At 71.8% G+C, this 19717-nt stretch carries 21 protein-coding genes; 18 read left to right on the top strand and 3 right to left on the bottom strand.

Translation table 11 applies throughout. The features are described 5' to 3' along the window. Positions 1-81 precede the first annotated feature (81 nt). From ACFW3L_RS10980 to ACFW3L_RS10970, 3 genes are all read left to right on the top strand, one after another. On the top strand, positions 82-1719 hold the full coding sequence (locus tag ACFW3L_RS10980) for a right-handed parallel beta-helix repeat-containing protein (protein WP_378738810.1): 1638 nt from the start codon (positions 82-84) through the stop codon (positions 1717-1719). A gap of 178 nt (positions 1720-1897) precedes the next feature. Then, positions 1898-5230 (top strand): right-handed parallel beta-helix repeat-containing protein, encoded by a 3333-nt coding sequence (locus ACFW3L_RS10975; protein ID WP_378738807.1) that lies wholly within the window; start codon positions 1898-1900, stop codon positions 5228-5230. 59 nt (positions 5231-5289) lie between these two features. Next, positions 5290-5643 carry a hypothetical protein gene (locus ACFW3L_RS10970; RefSeq protein WP_378738805.1) on the top strand — a complete coding sequence of 118 codons (354 nt, stop codon included), beginning with the start codon at positions 5290-5292 and terminating at the stop codon, positions 5641-5643. A 4-nt stretch (positions 5644-5647) separates the two neighbouring features. On the opposite strand, the gene ACFW3L_RS10965 is transcribed toward ACFW3L_RS10970, so the two are convergent. Beyond that, a complete protein-coding gene (locus ACFW3L_RS10965; protein ID WP_378738803.1) occupies positions 5648-5803 on the bottom strand; it encodes a hypothetical protein in 156 nt (51 codons plus the stop codon). 251 nt (positions 5804-6054) lie between these two features. Here ACFW3L_RS10965 and ACFW3L_RS10960 point away from each other — a divergent pair, with 251 nt between their 5' ends. Together ACFW3L_RS10960 and ACFW3L_RS10955 are read left to right on the top strand one after the other, a co-directional pair. Then, complete coding sequence (locus ACFW3L_RS10960; RefSeq protein WP_378738801.1) at positions 6055-6261, top strand: hypothetical protein; 207 nt, start codon at positions 6055-6057, stop codon at positions 6259-6261. Positions 6262-6319: 58 nt separating this feature from the next. After that, positions 6320-6709: a hypothetical protein gene (locus ACFW3L_RS10955; RefSeq protein ID WP_026128957.1), complete on the top strand. Its 390-nt coding sequence runs from the start codon at positions 6320-6322 to the stop codon at positions 6707-6709. A 109-nt stretch (positions 6710-6818) separates the two neighbouring features. Here ACFW3L_RS10955 and ACFW3L_RS10950 read toward each other — a convergent pair whose 3' ends face one another. Continuing rightward, positions 6819-7358: a hypothetical protein gene (locus ACFW3L_RS10950; protein ID WP_378738799.1), complete on the bottom strand. Its 540-nt coding sequence runs from the start codon at positions 7356-7358 to the stop codon at positions 6819-6821. Positions 7359-7909: 551 nt separating this feature from the next. On the opposite strand from ACFW3L_RS10950, the gene ACFW3L_RS10945 reads away from it, so the two are divergent. Both ACFW3L_RS10945 and ACFW3L_RS10940 read left to right on the top strand, forming a co-directional pair. After that, on the top strand, positions 7910-8149 hold the full coding sequence (locus ACFW3L_RS10945) for a hypothetical protein (protein WP_378738797.1): 240 nt from the start codon (positions 7910-7912) through the stop codon (positions 8147-8149). A 124-nt stretch (positions 8150-8273) separates the two neighbouring features. Then, the gene (locus tag ACFW3L_RS10940) at positions 8274-8867 is read left to right on the top strand and encodes an RNA polymerase sigma factor (RefSeq protein WP_378738794.1); all 594 of its coding nucleotides are present in this window, start codon (positions 8274-8276) and stop codon (positions 8865-8867) included. A 74-nt stretch (positions 8868-8941) separates the two neighbouring features. Here ACFW3L_RS10940 and ACFW3L_RS10935 read toward each other — a convergent pair whose 3' ends face one another. Then, on the bottom strand, positions 8942-9466 hold the full coding sequence (locus ACFW3L_RS10935) for an inorganic diphosphatase (RefSeq protein ID WP_378738791.1): 525 nt from the start codon (positions 9464-9466) through the stop codon (positions 8942-8944). A gap of 83 nt (positions 9467-9549) precedes the next feature. On the opposite strand from ACFW3L_RS10935, the gene dacB reads away from it, so the two are divergent. The 11 genes from dacB to ACFW3L_RS10880 all read left to right on the top strand — a co-directional run bounded on the left by dacB (position 9550) and on the right by ACFW3L_RS10880 (position 19619). Further along, on the top strand, positions 9550-10896 hold the full coding sequence (gene dacB, locus ACFW3L_RS10930) for a D-alanyl-D-alanine carboxypeptidase/D-alanyl-D-alanine-endopeptidase (protein ID WP_378738788.1): 1347 nt from the start codon (positions 9550-9552) through the stop codon (positions 10894-10896). A 322-nt stretch (positions 10897-11218) separates the two neighbouring features. After that, positions 11219-12304: a zinc-dependent metalloprotease gene (locus ACFW3L_RS10925; protein WP_378738785.1), complete on the top strand. Its 1086-nt coding sequence runs from the start codon at positions 11219-11221 to the stop codon at positions 12302-12304. Next, positions 12301-13269 carry a tRNA lysidine(34) synthetase TilS gene (gene tilS / locus ACFW3L_RS10920; protein ID WP_378738783.1) on the top strand — a complete coding sequence of 323 codons (969 nt, stop codon included), beginning with the start codon at positions 12301-12303 and terminating at the stop codon, positions 13267-13269. The genes ACFW3L_RS10925 and tilS overlap by 4 nt, the downstream gene beginning before the upstream one ends. Positions 13270-13378: 109 nt before the next feature. Continuing rightward, positions 13379-13933, top strand: coding sequence for a hypoxanthine phosphoribosyltransferase (gene hpt / locus ACFW3L_RS10915; RefSeq protein WP_378738781.1), 555 nt, complete (start codon positions 13379-13381; stop codon positions 13931-13933). Positions 13934-14180: 247 nt separating this feature from the next. Further along, the gene (ftsH, locus tag ACFW3L_RS10910; protein WP_378738778.1) at positions 14181-16181 is read left to right on the top strand and encodes an ATP-dependent zinc metalloprotease FtsH; all 2001 of its coding nucleotides are present in this window, start codon (positions 14181-14183) and stop codon (positions 16179-16181) included. Next, positions 16178-16771 carry a GTP cyclohydrolase I FolE gene (gene folE / locus ACFW3L_RS10905; RefSeq protein ID WP_378738775.1) on the top strand — a complete coding sequence of 198 codons (594 nt, stop codon included), beginning with the start codon at positions 16178-16180 and terminating at the stop codon, positions 16769-16771. The genes ftsH and folE overlap by 4 nt, the downstream gene beginning before the upstream one ends. Before the next feature lie 102 nt (positions 16772-16873). Continuing rightward, positions 16874-17779 carry a dihydropteroate synthase gene (folP, locus tag ACFW3L_RS10900; RefSeq protein ID WP_378738771.1) on the top strand — a complete coding sequence of 302 codons (906 nt, stop codon included), beginning with the start codon at positions 16874-16876 and terminating at the stop codon, positions 17777-17779. Continuing rightward, complete coding sequence (locus tag ACFW3L_RS10895; protein ID WP_378738769.1) at positions 17776-18222, top strand: nuclear transport factor 2 family protein; 447 nt, start codon at positions 17776-17778, stop codon at positions 18220-18222. Before folP ends, ACFW3L_RS10895 begins: the two co-directional genes overlap by 4 nt. Continuing rightward, positions 18222-18593, top strand: coding sequence for a dihydroneopterin aldolase (folB, locus tag ACFW3L_RS10890; protein ID WP_378738766.1), 372 nt, complete (start codon positions 18222-18224; stop codon positions 18591-18593). The genes ACFW3L_RS10895 and folB overlap by 1 nt, the downstream gene beginning before the upstream one ends. Next, positions 18590-19138, top strand: a complete 549-nt coding sequence (folK, locus tag ACFW3L_RS10885; protein WP_378738764.1) for a 2-amino-4-hydroxy-6-hydroxymethyldihydropteridine diphosphokinase — start codon at positions 18590-18592, stop codon at positions 19136-19138. Before folB ends, folK begins: the two co-directional genes overlap by 4 nt. After that, entirely contained in the window at positions 19128-19619 is a 492-nt protein-coding gene (locus ACFW3L_RS10880) for a DUF3180 domain-containing protein (protein ID WP_378738762.1), read from the top strand. Before folK ends, ACFW3L_RS10880 begins: the two co-directional genes overlap by 11 nt. Positions 19620-19717 lie beyond the last annotated feature (98 nt).

Here is a 19717-nt window from a genome sequence, read left to right as displayed (position 1 = left end):
GTTTCGCGTTGGCGGGGTCCGACGGTGCGGGGCGTTACGGTACGTGTCAGCCACCCACCCCCCCACACCGGGAGCCCTCGGATGTACACCGCCCGGATCTCACCGTCCGACCCGCGTGCCTTCGCCTCGTTGCGGGCGGTCCTGCACGACCCCCGCCACGCCGGTACGGACCTCTACCTGCACCTGGAGCCCGGCCTCTACACGGAGCCCCACTGCCTGGAGATCACCACCAGGGTCATGGTCGTCCCGGTCGCCGGTCCCGGCAGCGTGGAGATCGCCGTCCAGGGGGACGACAGCGTGTTCGCCGTGGCCGGGGAGCGGGCCTCACTGGAGCTCTACGGCGTCCATGTCCGAGGCGCGGCGGGACATCCCGGGGTCCGGACCGCCCCCGGGACCCGGTTCAGGGCGATCGACACCGTGTTCTCGTCGGGTTCCCTGAAGATCCACGGGGACGGCACGGAGATCGTCAACTGCCGGTTCGAGGACGGGGGGCTCCACTGGCTGGGCGGGGCGGGCGGTGTCCTGCGGGACACGCACTTCCACAACGCGTTCCTCGCCTTCAAGGACGCCGTCGGCCCGACCGTCGCCTCCGTCGAGTTCAGCAACCTCGTCATGGGAGCCTTCGCCGTCGTCAGGTCCACGGTCACGGTCACCGACTGCGCCATGACCAACGGCGGGGTGGACGCGGACTTCTCCCTGGGGATCACGCAGGGGTCCGACGTCCGCGTCAGCGGCCTCTCGATCAGCGGGGGCGGCAGCGGCGGGGTCATGGTCACGGGCGAGGGCACCCGGGCCGTCCTCACCGACCTCCGCGTGAGCGACTGGGGGGAGGAGCGCTACGGGATCGCCGTCGGAACGGGAGCCGAGGCGCACCTCTCCTCGGGCCGGATCTCCGACGCCACGTCCACGGCCATGGCGGTGAAGGGCACGGCCACCGCCGACGGACTGAGCTTCGAGAACGTCCGGACCACCAACGTCCTCGTCGAGCGCGGACACCTCAGGGGCCGGAGGCTCCGTTTCCGGGGAATGGGGCAGTCAGCGATCCTCGCCTTCGACAGCCGGGTCGAGCTGTCCGACGTCGCGTTCGAGGACGCCCACCCGGACTCCTACCTGCCCCCCGCCGAGTCCGACCTGTACGGACGCGGGGTGAACGTGCGGGGAGGCCGACTGGAGGCGGACGGGCTCAGGGGCACGGACCTGGCAGGGCCGGTGGCCCTCGTGACCGGTTCCGAGGCGGCCCTGACCTCGGTGACCTCCGAACGCACGAGGGGCGCGGTCCTCGCTGAGGAGGGCAGCACGGTCACGGTGCGCGGGCTGGAGGCCACCGGGGACCACGGTGCCGCGGTCCGGGCGCGGACGGGCGCGACCGTGGAGGTCGTCGACGCCCGTGTCTCCGATGTCTCCGCCGTGGCATTGGCCGCGCACGAGGCGTCGCTCTCCCTGACCTCGGTGGAGGTGAGCGGCGCCAAGGGAGTAGGGGTGCTGGCCGACGAGGGCGGCACGGTCACGCTGGAGGACGTGGTGATCAGGGACGGCCGTCACGCCGGGGTGGGCGCCGCCGACGGCACGAGCCGGGTGGAGGCGGTGCGTTGCCGGATCGCCGGTAACGCGCGCGCGGGGGTGCGCGCCCATCCGCACGCCGTGGTCGAGACGCGGGACGTCACCTTCCGGGACAACGGCGGCGGGGACCGGGAGGACGTCCCCGGCCCCAAGGGGTGAACCCCGGGTGCGATGCGGTCGGGGAGGCCTCCGCCGACCTGCGGTCCGCGGGTTTCTGACCGACCCTGGCCACAGGTGTGTGCGTCGTCCCGGGTTCCCGGCGTCCCAGGTGGATACGGTACCTATCGCAGACCCTCCGGCGCGGCGCCGGGGCCGAAACCCCCATGGGAGTCGATGGATGATCACGGTCCGCGTCTCGAAGACAGATCCCGCCGCCACTTCCTCGCTCGGGAAGGCGGTCCGGGAACACCGGCACGCCGGGGAGGACCTGCACCTGCGCGTCGCACCGGGTGACTACGTGGAACCCCTGGTCATCGGGGTTCGGGGGCGGGTGGTCGTGACGCCCGACGAGGGCGCCGGGACGGTGACCGTGGCCGCGACCGGTGAGACCAACGTGTTCAACGTGCACGAGGGCGGGAGCCTGGAGCTGCACGGGATCTCCGTGCGGAGCGCCTCGGAGGAGTACCCGCCGCTGTACGTCCAGAAGGACGCCCGGCTCCGGGCCGTGGACTGCGTCTTCACCGCGCCCCGCAGGGTCAACGTGGTGGGCGCCCGCGCGGAGATCGTCGGCTGCCGCTTCGAGGAGAGCGGGCTGCTGTGGGACGCCAGCGAGGGCAGCGTGAGCGAGTGCTACTTCGCGGGGGCGGTGATCGCGGTCCAGGGCCGGTGCAGCCCGAAGATCAGCGGGACGGTCTTCACCGGGGCCCACGAGGACTGGCACACGCTGTACGTGGCCAACGCGTCCCCGGAGTTCACCGACTGCGCGCTGGTCGACGGCGGCGGGGTGTACGTGCGGGACCGGGCGCGGGCGGAGTTCACGGACCTGAGGGTCACCGGCTCCTACGACTGGCCCGTGCGGGTCTACGAGCGCTCCAAGGCCACCTTCACCCGCATGGTGGTCGAGGGCGCGCGCAAGGAGGACACCGACGCGTTCTTCGTGCACGGCGACTCCGAGGGAACGCTGAACGACTGCGAGATCACCGACGCCACCCGGACCGGCGTGGCGATCGAGGGCGGCAGGCTCACCGTCCGGGGGCTGACGGTGACCGGCACCGCTACGGACGCCGTGCTGGTCGACGGCGGCCAGGCCGACGTCACCGACCTGCGGTGCACGCGGATCGGCAAGGCCGCGCTGCTCATCGCGGACGGGGCCCGGGTCACCGTCGCGGGGATGTCCGTGGCCGAGAGCGGCGTGGAGGAGCGCGGCGCCATCGCCTCCGTACGCTCCCGGTTCGAGGTGAGTGACCTCAGGGTGAGCCGCTGGCACGGGCCGATGGCGATCGTGGTGGGCGGCCGGGGGTACTTCGAGGACATCGTCGGGCACGACGTGGGCTCGGGTATCCACAGCCGTGAGGACGCCACGCTCAAGGTGCGCGGCATGGTGCTGCGCGACGCCCGTGAGGACGGGCTCAACATCCTCGACGGCACCGAGGTCCAGCTCCACCAGGCCGACCTGTCCGACTGCGGCGAGGACGCCGTCTACGTCCAGGGCGGGCACGTCACGGTGCGCTCCTCGACCCTGTCCGGGAGCGGGGAACGCGGGATCAGGGTGGGGGAGGGCGGCGTGGCCGCCCTGGAGGACACCTCGATCCGGGACGGGCGCGGGGACGGGGTCATGGTGGAGGAGGGCGGCCGGGTGCGGTTGGTGCGGTGCACCGTGACCGGCAACGACGAGGAGGGTCTGTGGGCCGCCGACAGCGCCTCCGTGTACCTGGAGGAGAGCACCATCAGCGGCAACCGGGGCGGCGACCCGGACCAGGGCGGTAACGGCGACCGGGCCGCTGCGCGGGTGGCGGGGACGGGGGCGGCCCGGCCCGACGAGGGCGCGGCGGCGGCCCAGGAGTCCGGTGACGCGACCGTGCGGGACCGGGCGCGTCCGCTGGAGACCCTGCTCGCCGAACTGGAGGGCCTGGTGGGCCTGGAGCGGGTGAAGAAGGAGGTCCGTGCCCTCGTCAACATCCAGAGGGTGAGCGCCAAACGCCTGGAGGCGGGGTTCCCGCCGCTCAACGTGAGCCGCCACCTGGTGCTCTCGGGGCCCTCCGGGGCAGGTAAGGCGACCGTGGCCCGGTTGTACGGGGAGATCCTGCGAGCGCTGGGCCTGCTCAGCCAGGGACAGTTCGTGACGGTCGGACGCGACGACCTGGTGGGCGACGGCGCCCGGAGGACGGCGGAGCTGGTGGAGCGCGCCCGGGGCGGTGTGCTGTTCGTGGCCGGGGCGCACGCGCTGGGCCGGGGGCAGGAGGCGGTCGACACCCTGTCCGACCTCATGAAGGAGCTCCGCGACGAGGTGGTGGTGGTCCTCTCCGGCCCCACCGGCGCGATGCGCGCGCTGCTGGACACGAATCCGGCGCTGCGCTCGCGGGTGGCGCGCACGGTGGAGTTCGAGGGCTACTCCCCGGAGCAGCTGGGCGGGATCTTCGAGGGTATGGCCGGGACCCGCGGCTACACCCTGGGGGAGGGCACGCGTGACCTCCTGCTCCAGCACTTCCGGGGACGGCTCGCGGAGGGTTCCTTCGGCCACGGTCGGGAGGCGCGGGCGGTGTTCGAGGAGGCGCTGCGGGTCCAGGCCGAACGCGTCACGGGGGGCGGCTACCAGACCGTCGAGGACCTCACCCAGATCCGGACCGACGACCTGGAGAGCCTGGTGGCCGAGGGCCTCACGAGCGTGGACGGGCCGGTCGACGGCGTGCGGGTGAACGCCCTGCTGGCCGGGCTGGACGGCATGGTGGGGCTCGACGAGGCCAAACGCCAGGTGAGGGGGCTGACCGAGCTCCTGCGCCGGGCCCGTACGGAGGGGGGCCGGCCCCCCTCCGCGCGGCACCTGGTGTTCCTGGGGGACCCGGGAACCGGGAAGAGCACAGTGGCCCGGCTCTACGGCGAACTGCTGGCCGCTCTGGGGGTGCTGCCCCGGGGGCACGTGGTGGAGGCCTCGCCGGGGAGCCTGGTGGGCCCGCCGGGGCAGCGGGGGCCCGGGAGGGTCGCGCGGCGGACGCGCGCGCTGTTCGAGCGGGCGCGCGGCGGCCTGCTGTTCCTGTCCGACGCGGATGTGCTGAACAGGGATTTCTCCGGTGGGCGCGGGGTCGGTCAGGACGTGGTCGACACCCTGCTGAGGCTCATGGAGGAGCATCGGGACGAGGTCGTGGTGGTCGTGTCCGGCCGTGCGCGGGAGACGACCGGCTTCCTCGCGGACCACCCGGGACTGGCCGCCCGGCTCTCCCGGACGGTGGAGTTCCCCTCCCACGATCGGGAGGAGCTGGCCGCCGTCTTCGTGGGGATGGCCGAGCGGGCCGACCTCCTGGTGCCGGAGGCGACCCGGTGGGCGCTCGCGGAGGTGTTGGGGACCGTCGAGGGCAACGGGCACGGGGTGCGCGCGCTGTTCGAGGCGAGCCTCACCAGGCAGGCGGGACGGATCGAGGCGTCGGCGCTGGCGGGGGACAACCCCGACGTGTCCGAGCTCCGGACCCTGCTGCCCGAGGACCTTCCGGACGGGGACCGCGGCTTGGCGGAATGATTACTCCGCGTGAAGGGGTGTTGTGCCTGCTGTGTCCGAAGTATGGGTAGGTGGGCGTTATGAGTCTGATGTTCATGCTGTTCGCACTGTTGGGCGCCGTGGTCGTTCTCGGCGGTGGCTCCTACGCCCTGCGCAGCGTTCTCGCCCACATGGAGGCGCGCGTGGCGCTCGCGGAGCCCGAGCCGCCCCCGAGGCCCGAGCCCGACCCGCACGTGGGCGGGTACGTCCCGGTCCAGGGCGACCCCGGCGCACTGCCCGCCGAACTCCGCGACCGGGTGCGCAACCTGATCGCGCTGGGCCGCACCGAGGACGCGGTCCGCGTGGTGCGCGCCCGCCTCGGCGGTGACGAGGCGGGCGCGCTCAGGGTCGTGCGGCGTCTGGGCGGCGAGGAGCGGCCCGCGCTGGAGTCCTGAACCCTCAGATCCTCTGGCGGTTCTGGAACCAGCCCCACACGGCGGTCGCGACGAACAGCAGACCGCCGATCACGGCCAACCAGAACAGCCCCTTGATCACGACGCCGAGGATGGCGAGGATCAGCCAGACGGCGAGCAGGACGAGGACGAGGTAGATCATGGGACCCCCAGGTGGTCGGCGTTTTCGGTGACGACCTACCCCGACGTCCCGCCTCCGAAGCGGTTCCGCCCCCTCGGGGTCGAGTGCCGTCGACCACGGTCCGTCGGGCCCCTCCCGGCCCGGCGGCCCCTGCCGCCCGCGGGTGTTCCGGGGGCCACTCCACCCGGCACCGCCGCTGTTCGAGGCACAGGGGTGACGGGGCCCATGGGGCGAGTGTGTGCAGAAGGCCGATTCTGGGGAAGGGAAGGAGCATGAGTCTGGAAGAGGCGTCACGTCAGCTGGAAGCCACCATCCACGACGCGCGAGTCGCGTTCGACTGCATCCTGCTGGAGGAACTGGACCGGGCACACACCAACGCGATCACCGCCAGGGCCGCCGTGGACGCGGCCGAACAGGCCATCCGGGTGGAACTGGAGAAGCGCACGGCCGAGAAGGAAGAAGCCGACACCCCCGACTGATCGGAGGGCTCCGCGATCTCGGAGCCGTGGACATCGAACATACTTTCGAACAGCGGGTATGCTGTGTGGTATGCCCGATCAGTCCCTGACATCGGACTGGCCCGCGAGTGTGCACCCACCCGGGTCGGACTCCTTCGAGCAGACGGCCCTGGAGTGGCTGTTCGACCACGTGCCCGCCGACTACCGGCTGCACGGGGTTCTGCGACGTCATCCCGTGGCCCTCTCCCGCCTGGCCCGCCAGTACGTCTCCGCGACGCTGGACGCGGCCCGGGAGGGGTACCGCACGGCCCGCGTGGACCTACGCGGCCAGCTCCCGCCGCACGCGCTGGACCAGGTGATGAACGCCTACCTCGCGGAGGGGCGGCGCACCGCCGAGGTCCTGCGCGCGGTCGAGGCCGTGGACGGTGCCCTGCGCGCGGCGGCCCCGGATCGGGGCCGCGATGAGTGAGCCCTCGGGACACGGCCCCGTACCAGAGCCGTCCGGGCCGTCCCGGGACGATCCGCCGGTTCCGCGCCGGGCACGGTCGCACCGCCCCGCTCGCTCGGGGCCGGGGTGCTCAGGCGCTCACGCGGACCAGGACGGCGACCTCGTCACCGGTGTTCACCAGGTGGTGGTGGCCCCGGACGGAGCCGTCGGCGCCGCCGACCACGCGGGTCCGGCCGGGAGCCAGCTCCGCCGCCGAACGCATCTGGCCGTCGGGGCCGGAGGTGATCAGGTGGGCCCGCCCACTGACCAGGTGCAGGACCTCCATCCCGTGCGGACGGTCGGAGCGCTGGGCCGGGCCCGGGACGAAACTGTTCGGTTCGAGGGCCACCGTGGTCACCCGGAGGCGACCGCCCGCGTGACGGCGGGCGCTGCGCGGGGCGGGCTGCCAGTGGCCCCTGCGGGTCGGCCACAGGGTCGGTCGGCCCAGTGCGGCGGCGGCGCCGCGGGCCGCGGTGACCAGCTGGCCGACGGTGGGCAGACGGCGTTCCACCAGGTGGGCGTAGCCGGAGGTCCGTCCGGCGTCCACCACGTCACCGATCCCGTCGAGGGAGACGGACGCGGTGCGCGGGCGGGGAGTGTGCTCGGTCGTGGCCAGGACCTGCTGGGGCATCGTGGGAAGATCCTTCACGTGTACGCGACCGGGTCCGGTGACCGGGGCCGCGAGGGTGTCGTCAATGGGCCCCGGACGGCGCGGGGCGGCAGGGGCGCCCACACCGAACGCACGTTCGGAGAGGACAATCACCCTGGTGGAGTTCGTTCGCGGACCGGTCACGCCGGAAGGCGGAGGCCGCTCACGGACTGGTCGGGCGGGGTCGGTCGACTCGGACCCCTCGGCTTCGACTCAGCGACGACAACACGGACACGCCGCACGGGCCAGGTGGCAGGAGACCCAGGGGGTCGTACGAGCCGTGGCGTCGGTGCGGGTGCGCGGATACATGGACGTAAGGAGACCAGCAAAGACGGTGGCGCGTCAAGCGAACGCCGTGAATCGTGCGTGTCGGACCACGTACCGGTCCGCCCGGAACGTGTTGCGGGCGGCGTCCCGTGGTGGTGACATGTGGAACCCGAGAACACGGCGCGTCCGTCGAACCGGAGTCCATCCCCCAGTACAGCCGTAGTGACAGGAGTGGCCGTGCAGCCGTCCGTCCCCAGAGGGCAGCCTTGACCCCCGAGGCTCAGGGACTGTGGGCGCGTGTCCTGGTGCGTGCCCTCGTGGTGGTCGCCGCCGGTGTGATGGCGCTCGGTTTCCTGGGCCCCGGTGCGGCGCTGCTGGTCGCCTTCCTGACCGCGCTCACCCACGTGCTGCTGTGGGCACGATCCCGCTACGCGGGCTTCCTGTTCGTCGACCCGGGGGACGATCCCCCCGAGGACCGCGACGACCCGCGGGACGCCTCGGACTGAGGTCACACTCGCCCCGACGAAACACCTTCCGGGCAGGTCGGAGCTGTTCCGGGGCCGCGAGAGGGCGGCGGTCGTCCGGCGAGCCGTGGGACGGTGGGCCGGGCGCGGCGTAGATTCTAGGTCTATGACGGACCGGGACCTCCTGCACGCCCTGCGCTTCGACCGGGCCGACACCGCGGACGCCTACGCGAGGCTCCTCGACGCGTACGGAGACGAGCTGTACCGGCGCTGCATCCTGGTCCTGCGTGACCGGGACGCCGCGCACGTCGTCCTCAGGGACACCCTCATCGTCGCCCGCGCACACGCCGGGCGCCTGGCCGACACCGAGCGCCTGGGGGAGTGGCTGCACGCCCTGACGGAGGCCGAGTGCGCCCGCTACCTGGAGAGCAACCGCGCGCACCGGGCCTGGGACGCCCACCCCCTGGCCCTGCCCGCGAGGACCGACCTCGTCCCGGCACGGGTCCTGAACGGCATCGGCAGACCCGAGCTGGCCGGGTACCGCAGCCACGTCGCGGCCCGGGCGGACCGCCTCGGCCGCGACGGCTTCCCGCTGCCTCCGGGTTCCGGACCCCTCGCAGACGGCCCGCTGCCCCGGCTGTCCTTCGTCATCGCCCTGCTGTGCGCGCTGCTGGTGCTCGTCCTGGCCGGGTACGCGCTGACCCGCGACCCCGGCCGTGAACTGGGCACGGACGCGCCGCAGATCGCCAAGGCCACCTGACCCCTCCCGACCCCGGGCACGACGAAGGCCCGGCGGGAAACCCCGGCCGGGCCTGGCAGACACCGGAACTCCGGTTACGGGGCCTCGTTGGTGATGTGCGAGGAGTCGCCGTGCACACCGGCCTCCTCCGCGCGCTTCACCGACGCGATGATCTCCTGCTCGGCCTCGTGGCGGCCGACCCAGCTGGCGCCCTCGACGGACTTGCCGGGCTCCAGGTCCTTGTACACGGTGAAGAAGTGCTCGATCTCGAGGCGCTCGAACTCGTTCACGTGGTGAATGTCACGCAGGTGCTCCTGGCGCGGGTCCGTCGCCGGGACGCACAGCAGCTTGTCGTCGCCGCCGGCCTCGTCACGCATCCGGAACATGCCGATGGCGCGCGCCCGGATCAGGCAGCCCGGGAACGTCGGGGCCTTGAGCAGGACAAGCGCGTCCAGGGGGTCGCCGTCCTCACCGAGCGTCCCCTCGACGAAGCCGTAGTCGGCGGGGTAGGTGGTGGAGGTGAACAGCATGCGGTCGAGACGGATACGACCGGTCTCGTGGTCCACCTCGTACTTGTTGCGCTCCCCCTTGGGGATCTCGATCGTAACGTCGAATTCCATGCTGATCTCGGCTCCCAATGCGACTAATGTCGCCGTATAACTACAACGTCAGGCCGCGACACCGACGGAAGGCAGGTCCCCGGGTGCGACGGGTACGAGGCGAGGCGTTCCTCGCGCTGGCCCTGCTCAACATATTCGTGCTGATCACCGGGTTGGTCGCCCTGGACGTGATCGAGGCGCGACCGCTTGCGGCGGTGCCCAACCCCGTCACGCGCGCCGACGGCGTGGCGGCGGTTGCACCCACGACCCCGACCCCGGCGGACCCGGCTCGGATCGCGGACATTCTTGATGATCCCATGTCATCGTCCGGGCTCGATGAGGGCCTCTCCGGTTACGTCGTGGACGGCGTGACCGGAGAGACGCTCTTCGAACGCGACGCGGACACCCCCGTGACCCCGGCGTCGACGACGAAGATCGCCACGGCCGTCGCCGTCCTGGACACCGTCGGCCCCGACCACGTGCTGCGGACCGAGGCCTACCTCGACGCCGAGGAGAACCGTGTGGTGCTGCGTGGTGGGGGAGACGTGACACTGACCACGACCGCCGACTCCGCAGACTACCCGCAGGTAGCCACTCTGGAGGATCTGGCCGGGGACACCGCCGCCGCCCTCGACGACCTGGGCCTGGACACCGTGACCGTCGGCTACGACGACTCGTTCTTCACCGGCCCGGACACTGCCCCCGGGTGGAAGCCCAACTACGTCACCGAGGGCAGCACGGCCACCATCCACGCCCTGATGATCGACGGAGGCCGGGTGGACCCCGACACGTCCACCCGTTCCCCGAACCCGCCGCTGGCCGCCGCCGAGGCGTTCGCGGAGCAGCTGGAGGAGGCCGGACTGACCGTCGAGGGCACGCCAGCCGAGACCGGCGTCTCCGGAGACCCCGTCGCCTCCGTGGACTCCGTGCCGATGAGCGCCCTGGTCGAGTTCATGATGCTCGCCAGCGACAACAACATGGCCGAGTCGCTGGGACGGATCACCGCCCTGGAACTGGGCGAGGAGCCCGACCACGCAGGGGCCGCCGCCGCCACCCACCGGGTCATGGACAGCCTGGGCATCGAGGGGGTCCGCCTCTCCGACAACAGCGGCCTGAGCACCGAGAACCGCATCACGCCGCGAGCCCTGGTCCAGCTGGTCAAGACCGCCGCCGACGATCCGCGCCTCAACGCCACCATCACCGGGCTGCCCACCTCCCACTCCACCGGGACCCTCGCCGGGCGCTACTCCGAGCACAGCAGCTCCCACGCGGCGGCGGGCCTCGTCCGGGGCAAGACCGGAACCCTGGACGGCGTCAGCACCCTGGCCGGGACCATCCACGACCAGGAGGGCAACGTCTTCGTGTTCGCCCTGATGGCCAACAGCCCCGGCGCGACCGGCCCCCAGATGGACACGCTGGCCGCGGCACTCAGCCAGTGCGGGTGCGGTTAGAGGAAGTGTGCTTGGCGGGCTGAGCAGTGTTGTTTGGGGCCTCCGCTTCGCTTCGGCCCGTGTTCGGGCGCCCTGAAAGGCAGGAACCTTCGGCGCCCCCGGTGTGATGGCTCGTTCCTCGCGATCCCACCTGCGGCACCTCCAGAACCCTGCCGGCGCCCGAACGAAAGCACCCCCCGTGGCCTTGGGCCCTGAGCGGGTCACACGCTCGTGGCTGAACTGGGCGGTCGGCTCCTCGACCGTGGCTGAGGATCTCTGCAAAGGCGCCGAACCCGGGCCGAAGCGAAGCGGAGGCCCAAAACAAAATGGGTAGGCTGGCGGTGTGACTGTTATCGACTGGGACGTAGCCGTCAACACCGGTGTCCGCCTCGTGCGCCCTGGGCCGCAGGTGGACCTGTCCGACGCGCGGCAGGCCGTGGTGCAGTTGCGCGAGCTGTCCACCGTGGCGGCCGGGCACGTGCGTGACTTCACCGGAATGAACCCCCTCGAACCCTCAGGGCCCGCGGTCATCGTCGACCGTCCGGGATGGATTCGAGCCAACGTCGACGGGTTTCGGGTCGTACTCGAACCCGTACTCGAACAGATGGGCGCCGACCGGCTGAACAACAGCCCGGCCGGGAACCTGACCAGCGCGGTCGGTTCGCGGATCACCGGGGTGCAGCTCGGGGCGGTCCTGTCCTACCTGGCCGGGCGGGTCCTCGGCCAGTACGAACTCTTCCTGCCACCGGACCCCGACGGCCACGCGCCGACCGGGCGCCTGACCCTGGTGGCGCCCAACATCGTCAACACCGAGCGGGAGCTGGGTGTCGACCCGCGCGACTTCCGCCTGTGGGTCTGCCTGCACGAGGAGACGCACCGGATGCAGTTCACGGCCACGCCGTGGCTGCGCGGGCACGTCCAGGACCTCATGCGGGAACTCCTGCTGTCCACGGAGATGGACGCCTCGGACCTCATCGACCGGCTGCGCCAGGCGGGCGAGGCCGTGGCGGACGCCGTGCGGGGCGGCGAGAGCAACCTCCTCACCGCGTTCCAGACCCCGGAGCAGAGCGCTCTGATGGACCGCGTCACCGCCGTCATGAGCCTGGCCGAGGGCCACGGCGACTACGTGATGGACGCCGTGGGGCCGGACGTCGTCCCCTCGGTGGAGACCATCCGCACCCGCTTCCAGAAGCGGCGGGAGACCCTCAACCCCCTCGACCGGATCATGCGCCAGCTGCTGGGCATGGACCTCAAGATGAAGCAGTACGAGGAGGGGGCCGCCTTCGTCAGGCAGGTCGTCGCGCAGGTCGGGATGGCCGACTTCAACCGGGTGTGGACCTCGCCCGAGACGCTGCCCACCCTGGAGGAGATCCGCGCCCCCTCGCAGTGGATCGAACGGGTCGTGCGCCCCGCCGCCATCACCGAGTGAGCGGACCGCCCCCCGCCGTGGCCGCCGTCCGCTCGGCGGTCCGGCGGGCGCTGTCCGAGCTGCCCGAGGGGACGACCGCCCTGGTCGCGTGCAGCGGCGGCGCCGACTCCCTCGCCCTGGCCGGTGCGCTGGCCTTCGAGGCGCCCCGGATGGGGGTGCGCGCGGGCGGCGTCACCGTCGACCACGGGCTCCAGGAGGGTTCGGACGAACGGGCCGGGGCCGTGGCCGGGATCATGTCCCGGCTCGGGATGGACCCGGTGCGGGCGGTCACCGTGCGGGTCGACGGGGCGGGGGGACCCGAGGCGGCGGCTCGTCGGGCCCGCTACGACGCCCTGGACGGGGTGGTCGACGCATTCCGTCCGGCCGTGGTCCTGCTCGGCCACACCCTGGACGACCAGGCGGAGACGGTCCTGCTCGGGCTGGCCCGGGGGTCGGGGGCCCGGTCCCTCGCCGGGATGGCCCGGCGGACCGGCGCCTACCTGCGTCCCCTGCTGGACCTGGACCGCGCCACCGTCCGCGAGGCGTGCGCCCTGACGGGGCTGAGCCCGTGGGAGGACCCGCACAACCACGACCCGCGCTTCGCCCGCTCCCGGGTGCGCCACGAGGCCCTGCCCGCACTGGAGGCGGCCCTGGGGCCGGGGATCGCGGCCGCGCTGGCCAGGACCGCCACCCTGCTGCGCGCGGACGCCGACACCCTGGACGCGCTCGCGGACGCCCTGCACGAGCGCGCCCGGGAGGGCACGGGACTGGCCGTCGCACCCCTGGAGGGGGCCGAACCCTCGCTGCGCTCCCGTGTGCTCCGTCGTGCCGCCCTCGAATCGGGGTGCCCGGCCAGCGCACTGAACGCACGTCACGTACGTGAGCTGGATCGCCTCGTCACCGAATGGCGCGGACAGGCCCACATCGACCTCCCCGGCGGGGTTCGGGGACGTCGGAGCGCTGGTCGGATCGTCTTCGGGCGCTGAACCGGACACCGTGCCCCGGGTCCGGGGCGACCCTCCGGGCACCGTGACCTCGTTCGGCACGTTTATCCTGGTTGCCGCAAACGGGGAACCCAGCAGCGAGGACGTGAGCGTGGACGCTAAGGACATGGGCGAGGACCTGGAGAAGGTCCTGGTCACCGAGGAAGAGATCAGGGCGCGCCTGGCCGAGCTGGGGGCGCGGATCGACGCCGACTACGAGGGCCGGGACCTGCTGATCGTCGGCGTGCTCAAGGGCGCCGTCATGGTCATGGCCGACCTGGCGCGGGCGCTGCACAACCCCGTCTCCATGGACTGGATGGCGGTGTCCTCCTACGGGGCCGGGACCACCTCCTCGGGTGTCGTGCGCATCCTCAAGGACCTGGAGACCGACATCAAGGACCGCGACGTCCTGATCGTCGAGGACGTCATCGACTCCGGGCTGACCCTCTCCTGGCTGGTGGGCAACCTGAAGTCGCGCGGTCCCCGGTCCGTGGAGATCTGCACCATGGTCCGCAAGCCCCTGGCCTTCGACGTCGACCTCGACGTCAAGTACATCGGCTTCGACCTGCCCAACGAGTTCATCATCGGCTACGGGCTCGACTACGCGGAGAAGTACCGGAACCTGCCGTTCATCGGCACCCTCGCCCCGCACGTCTACGAGAAGTAGCGTTCGGCGCCGCCGCGCGGGCTCCGCGCGGCGGCGGTCGCGGGAACAACGGAGCGGGTCACCGTCGTTGCGTTCATGACGGACCCGTCACCGGCCCGAGCGGTGTGCCCGCTCCGCACGGCGAGGTGTACCGTCGAATATCCCGGCGTCATCGCAGGGAGCACGTGTCCGATAGGTCCTGCTTCGGAATCTCCTCTGGGGCGGGCGGCCTGGTCAGGAGGGACGGACCCGACAGGGTTCCGCTCACATGAATCTGAAGCGTTTTTTCCGCGGCCCGTGGATCTGGATCCTGGCTGTCGCCCTCATGCTCGTCATCGGCTTCCGCGTGTTCGACGTGGGCGCCGGTCCCCAGCCCGAGGAAGCGGACATCTCGACGGTCTACCAGCTCATCGAGCAGGACAAGGTGGACAACGCCGAGATCGTCGACCGCGACCAGCGCATCCGACTGACCACGGTCGACGAGGACATCCTCGAGGCGTACTGGGTCGAGGGGCAGGGCCTCCAGCTGGCCGACATGCTCCAGGAGTCCAGTGAGAACCCCGACGGGAACCTGAAGGCCTACGAGGTCTCGGTGGCGACCACACCGATCTGGACCACGGCCCTGTTCAGCCTCCTGCCGCTGATCATCATCATCGTCATCTTCTGGTTCATCTTCAGCCAGATGCAGGGCGGCGGCTCCCGGGTCATGCAGTTCGGCAAGTCCAAGGCCAAGCTCATCACCAAGGACACCCCGAAGAACACCTTCGAGGACGTGGCCGGTGCGGACGAGGCCATCGAGGAGCTCCACGAGATCAAGGAGTTCCTCCAGAGCCCGGAGAAGTTCCAGTCGATGGGGGCGAAGATCCCCAAGGGCGTCCTGCTCATGGGCCCGCCCGGAACCGGCAAGACCCTCCTGGCCCGCGCGGTCGCCGGTGAGGCCGGGGTGCCGTTCTACTCCATCTCCGGTTCGGACTTCGTCGAGATGTTCGTCGGTGTGGGCGCCTCGCGTGTGCGCGACCTCTTCGAGCAGGCCAAGGCCAACGCCCCCGCGATCATCTTCATCGACGAGATCGACGCCGTCGGCCGCCACCGCGGCGCCGGTATGGGCGGCGGGCACGACGAGCGCGAGCAGACCCTCAACCAGATGCTGGTCGAGATGGACGGCTTCGACGTCAAGGGCGGCGTCATCCTGATCGCCGCCACCAACCGCCCCGACATCCTCGACCCCGCGCTGCTGCGCCCGGGCCGCTTCGACCGCCAGGTCGTCGTGGACCGCCCGGACATGGACGGTCGCAAGGACATCCTCGCCGTGCACGCCAAGGGCAAGCCGATGAGCGAGGACGTCGACTTCACCGTCATCGCCCGCCAGACCTCCGGGATGACCGGCGCCGACCTGGCCAACGTCATCAACGAGGGCGCGCTGCTGTCGGCGCGCGCGGACAGCAAGGTCATCACCCACGCGGTCCTCGAGGAGGCCATCGAGCGCGTGATGGCCGGTCCGGAGCGCAAGACCCGCGTGATGTCGGACCGCGAGAAGAAGGTCATCGCCTACCACGAGGGCGGCCACGCCCTGGTGGGCCACGCGCTGCCCAACGCCGACCCGGTCCACAAGATCACGATCCTGCCGCGCGGCCGTGCCCTCGGCTACACGATGTCGGTGCCGACCGAGGACAAGTTCCTCACCTCCCGCTCGCAGATGATGGACCAGCTGGCCATGATGCTCGGCGGCCGTGCCGCCGAGGAACTGGTCTTCCACGAGCCCACCACGGGTGCCGGGAACGACATCGACAAGGCCACCAGCCTGGCCCGCAACATGGTCACCGAGTACGGCATGAGCGAGCGCCTGGGCGCCCGCAAGTTCGGCTCCGGTAACACCGAGCCGTTCCTGGGCCGCGAGATGTCCCACGCCCGCGAGTACTCCGAGGAGATCGCCTCCCTCATCGACGAGGAGGTGCGCCGCCTCATCGAGTCCGCGCACGACGAGGCCTACGAGGTCCTCGTCGAGTACCGCGACGTGCTCGACGAGCTGGTCGTGCAGCTCCTCGAGAAGGAGACGCTCACCAAGAGCCAGGTGCTGGAGGTCTTCGAGCCGGTCGTCAAGCGGCCCGCCCGCGGTTCCTACACGGGCTACGGCAAGCGCCAGCCCTCCAGCCGCCCCCCGGTCCGCTCCAAGAAGGAGCTGGCCGCGCTGAACGGCGCCGACGTCCAGAGTCCGTCCAGCAACGGTCAGCACCCGGGGCCGACCACCACAGAAGGAGACCAGGAGTGAGCTCGGACCTGCCCGCCAGACCCGTGGACCGCGAGCGCATCGAGCACGCGGTTCGGGAGATCCTCATCGCCATCGGGGAGGACCCCGACCGCGACGGCCTCGCCAAGACCCCCGAGCGGGTCGCCCGGGCCTACGAGGAGCAGTTCTCCGGTCTGGGTCAGAAGCCCGGTGACGTCCTCACCACGGTCTTCGAGGCCGACCACGAGGAAATGGTCCTGGTCAAGGACATCGAGCTGTACTCGACCTGCGAACACCACCTGGTGCCGTTCTTCGGCGTGGCGCACGTGGGCTACATCCCGGGCCCGCACGGCCGGATCACCGGGCTGAGCAAGTTCGCCCGCCTCGTGGACGTCTACGCCCGGCGCCCGCAGGTGCAGGAGCGCCTCACCGGGCAGGTCGCGGACGCCATCATGGAGCACCTCGACCCGCGCGGGGTGATAGTGGTGGTCGAGGCCGAACACCTGTGCATGACCATGCGCGGGGTGCGCAAGCCCGGCGCGAAGACGGTCACCTCCGCCGTGCGGGGCATCTTCCGCAGCAGCGACCGCACCCGTTCCGAGGTCATGAGCCTCATTCTCGACCAGCGCTGACGCCGTCCGCGGGCGGCGCCCGGTCCGGACCCCGACACCACCGGCCGAGGGGCCGGGGGCCGTGTGCCCCCGGCCCCTCGGCGTACGCGTAGGGTGATGCGCATGGCGCCGAAACACACACTTCCAGGGCTGCCCGACCGCGGGCGGTGCCTGGTCATGGGGGTCGTGAACGTCACCCCCGACTCCTTCTCCGACGGCGGGTCCTGGTTCGACCCCGAGCGCGCGATCGAACACGGTCTGCACCTCGTGGAGGAGGGCGCGGACATCGTCGACGTGGGCGGTGAGTCCACCCGCCCCGGAGCCCAACGGGTCTCGGCCCCCGAGGAGCTGCGCCGTGTGGAACCGGTGGTGCGCGAACTCGCCTCGCGCGGGATCGCGGTCAGTGTGGACACGATGCGGGCCGAGGTCGCCGCGAGCGCGGTCGACGCCGGTGCGGTACTGGTCAACGACGTCAGCGGCGGTCTCGCGGACCCCGAGATGGCGCGACTCGTCGCTTCTTCCGGTGTCGCCTACGTGTTGATGCACTGGCGTGGGCATAGTCATGACATGCAGAGCCGTGCCGTGTACACGGATGTCGTCCAGGAGGTCCTCGATGAGCTCCGCGACCGTATGGAGGCCATGATCAGTGCAGGTGTCGACCCCGGCCAGATCGTTCTGGACCCGGGTCTGGGATTCTCCAAGCGTCCCGAACAGGCGCACAACTGGGCGCTGCTCCAGAACCTCGACCGGTTCCACGAACTGGGCCGGCCCGTCCTCGTGGCGGGTTCACGCAAACGCTTCCTCAGCCGCCTGCTCGGAGACGCCAAGGGCGAGGACCGCCCCTTCGTCGGGTGCGACGCGGCCACCGCGGCCGTGACCACCCTGTCCGCCGACCGCGGCGCCTGGGCGGTCCGGGTGCACGACGTCCGTCCGAACGCCGACGCCGTGCGCGTGGCGGCGGCCTGGGCCGACGGCGGGGCCAGCCTCGCCGAGGGCCGGGACCGGACCGTGGACCGGGGTGACGCGTGAAGTCCCGCCAGGAGGTCATGGAGCGCGTGGGCGAGGCCAACGCGCAGTTCTACAGCGCCATCGAGAACGGCGACATCGACCTGATGCGCACCGTGTGGGCGGAGGAGCACGAGGCCCCCGACCTGGTGTGCGTCAACCCCGGGTGGCCGCTCCTGCGCGGCCGTACCGAGATCATGCGCGCGTGGTCACTGATCATGGCCAACGTCACCTACATCCAGTACGTGCTCACCGAGACGCACATCGGGGTGGGCGGGGACATCGCCATGGTGACGTGCGAGGAGAACGTGCTGACGGCGGAGGACGGCAGCCCCGGGTTCGTCGCGGGCGGTCAGGTGGTCACCACCAACCTGTTCGTGGACACCGAACAGGGGTGGCGGCTGTGGTCGCACCACGCCTCCCCGGTGCTGATGGAGGACGACGACGAGGCGGAGGCCGAGGACTGATGCGGGACCGCGTCGAGCTCCGCGGCCTGCGGGCCCGGGGCCACCACGGGGTGTTCGACTTCGAGCGTCGCGACGGGCAGGACTTCGTCGTGGACGCCGTGCTGTACCTGGACACCTCCCCCGCCGCGGCCAGCGACGACGTCCGCGACACGGTGCACTACGGCGAGCTGGCCGACCGGCTGGTCGCGGTGGTCACCGGCGAGCCGGTGAACCTGATCGAGACCCTGGCCGAGCGCCTGGCCGGGGTGTGCCTGGCCGAGTCCCTGGTGGAGGGGGTGGAACTGACGGTGCACAAGCCGTCGGCGCCCATCGAGCACGAGTTCGCGGACGTGGCGGTCACCGTCACCCGGGGGCGGAGGGGCCCGTGGTGAGCCCGGCGACGCGGGCCGTGCTCTCCCTGGGGTCCAACCTCGGGGACCGCAGGGCCACCCTCCAGGGCGCGGTGGACCTGCTCTCGGCGGGGGAGGGCGTCACCCCGGTGACGGTCTCCCCGGTCTACGAGACCGCTCCGGTGGGCGGGCCCGACCAGGGCGCGTTCCTCAACGCGGTCCTGGTCGTGGACGCCACCGTCGGCCCCAAGGACCTGCTGGAGCTGGCCCGTTCCGCCGAGCGCGCCTTCGAGCGGGTCCGCGAGGTCCGGTGGGGGCCACGCACCCTGGACGTGGACGTGATCGCCTTCGGGGACGTGACCGACGACGACCCGGAGCTGACCCTCCCGCATCCGCGCGCGCACCTGCGCGCGTTCGTGCTGCGGCCCTGGCTGGACACGGACCCCGGCGCGGTCCTGCCCGGCCGGGCCCCGGTCGCCACCCTGCTGGCCGGGGTGGAGGAGGCCGACACCGAGGGGGAACAGGAGCTGACCGTCCGGGAGGACCTGCGGCTCCGGCTGCCCGGGGAGGCCGGACGTGTCGGGTGAGGGCGGGGGCACGCTCGCCCCGACCGGGTGGCGCGTCCCCACCCTGCTGGCGCTCCTCGGGGCGCTGGCGGGGTTGCTCGTCGCCAACTCGGTGAGCGGTCTGCCCCTGATGCCGTGGTCGGCGATCCCGACCCTGGTGCTGCTCGCCCTTGCGGAGGGGTTCACCGCCGGGCGGACCGCGCGCCGGGTCCGCCGGGCGCCCGGGACCGAGCCGATGGAGCCGCTGAGCGCGGCCCGTCTGCTGGCACTGGCCAAGGCCAGCGCGCTGTTCGCCTCGCTGGCCGCCGGGTACTTCGCCGGGACGGCGCTGTCCGTCACGGGGCGGCTGGAGCTGCCCAGCCACCGCGAGGTGTTCCTGATCGCCCTGGGCACGGCGTTCGCCGCCGGTCTGCTGCTCGCCGCCGCGCTCTACCTGGAGCACGCCTGCCGGGTGCCCGAGGACGAGGACGAGGACCGGAACGACCCACCGGGGCTCGCCTAGGACGTGCCGTCCCGCCCGGAACGGGGTGGAACGCGGTCGACTCCGGGTTACGGCCGAGCCGTTTCGGGCGGGCACGGCCCGCTGATGATTGACTGAGC

It is taken from the genome of Nocardiopsis sp. NPDC058789 (assembly GCF_042745575.1).
Lineage (GTDB): Bacteria > Actinomycetota > Actinomycetes > Streptosporangiales > Streptosporangiaceae > Nocardiopsis > Nocardiopsis eucommiae.
This window is presented reverse-complemented; position numbering and strand designations above follow the sequence as displayed.

What these genes read in the sequence shown, in the direction of transcription:
- ACFW3L_RS10980 (WP_378738810.1), top strand. Translation starts at nt 82, where the DNA reads ATGTACACCGCCCGGATCTCACCGTCCGACCCGCGTGCCTTCGCCTCG.
- ACFW3L_RS10975 (WP_378738807.1), top strand. Translation starts at nt 1,898, where the DNA reads ATGATCACGGTCCGCGTCTCGAAGACAGATCCCGCCGCCACTTCCTCG.
- ACFW3L_RS10970 (WP_378738805.1), top strand. Translation starts at nt 5,290, where the DNA reads ATGAGTCTGATGTTCATGCTGTTCGCACTGTTGGGCGCCGTGGTCGTT.
- ACFW3L_RS10965 (WP_378738803.1), bottom strand. Translation starts at nt 5,803, where the DNA reads ATGATCTACCTCGTCCTCGTCCTGCTCGCCGTCTGGCTGATCCTCGCC.
- ACFW3L_RS10960 (WP_378738801.1), top strand. Translation starts at nt 6,055, where the DNA reads ATGAGTCTGGAAGAGGCGTCACGTCAGCTGGAAGCCACCATCCACGAC.
- ACFW3L_RS10955 (WP_026128957.1), top strand. Translation starts at nt 6,320, where the DNA reads ATGCTGTGTGGTATGCCCGATCAGTCCCTGACATCGGACTGGCCCGCG.
- ACFW3L_RS10950 (WP_378738799.1), bottom strand. Translation starts at nt 7,358, where the DNA reads ATGCCCCAGCAGGTCCTGGCCACGACCGAGCACACTCCCCGCCCGCGC.
- ACFW3L_RS10940 (WP_378738794.1), top strand. Translation starts at nt 8,274, where the DNA reads ATGACGGACCGGGACCTCCTGCACGCCCTGCGCTTCGACCGGGCCGAC.
- ACFW3L_RS10935 (WP_378738791.1), bottom strand. Translation starts at nt 9,466, where the DNA reads ATGGAATTCGACGTTACGATCGAGATCCCCAAGGGGGAGCGCAACAAG.
- ftsH (WP_378738778.1), top strand. Translation starts at nt 14,181, where the DNA reads ATGAATCTGAAGCGTTTTTTCCGCGGCCCGTGGATCTGGATCCTGGCT.
- folP (WP_378738771.1), top strand. Translation starts at nt 16,874, where the DNA reads ATGGCGCCGAAACACACACTTCCAGGGCTGCCCGACCGCGGGCGGTGC.
- folB (WP_378738766.1), top strand. Translation starts at nt 18,222, where the DNA reads ATGCGGGACCGCGTCGAGCTCCGCGGCCTGCGGGCCCGGGGCCACCAC.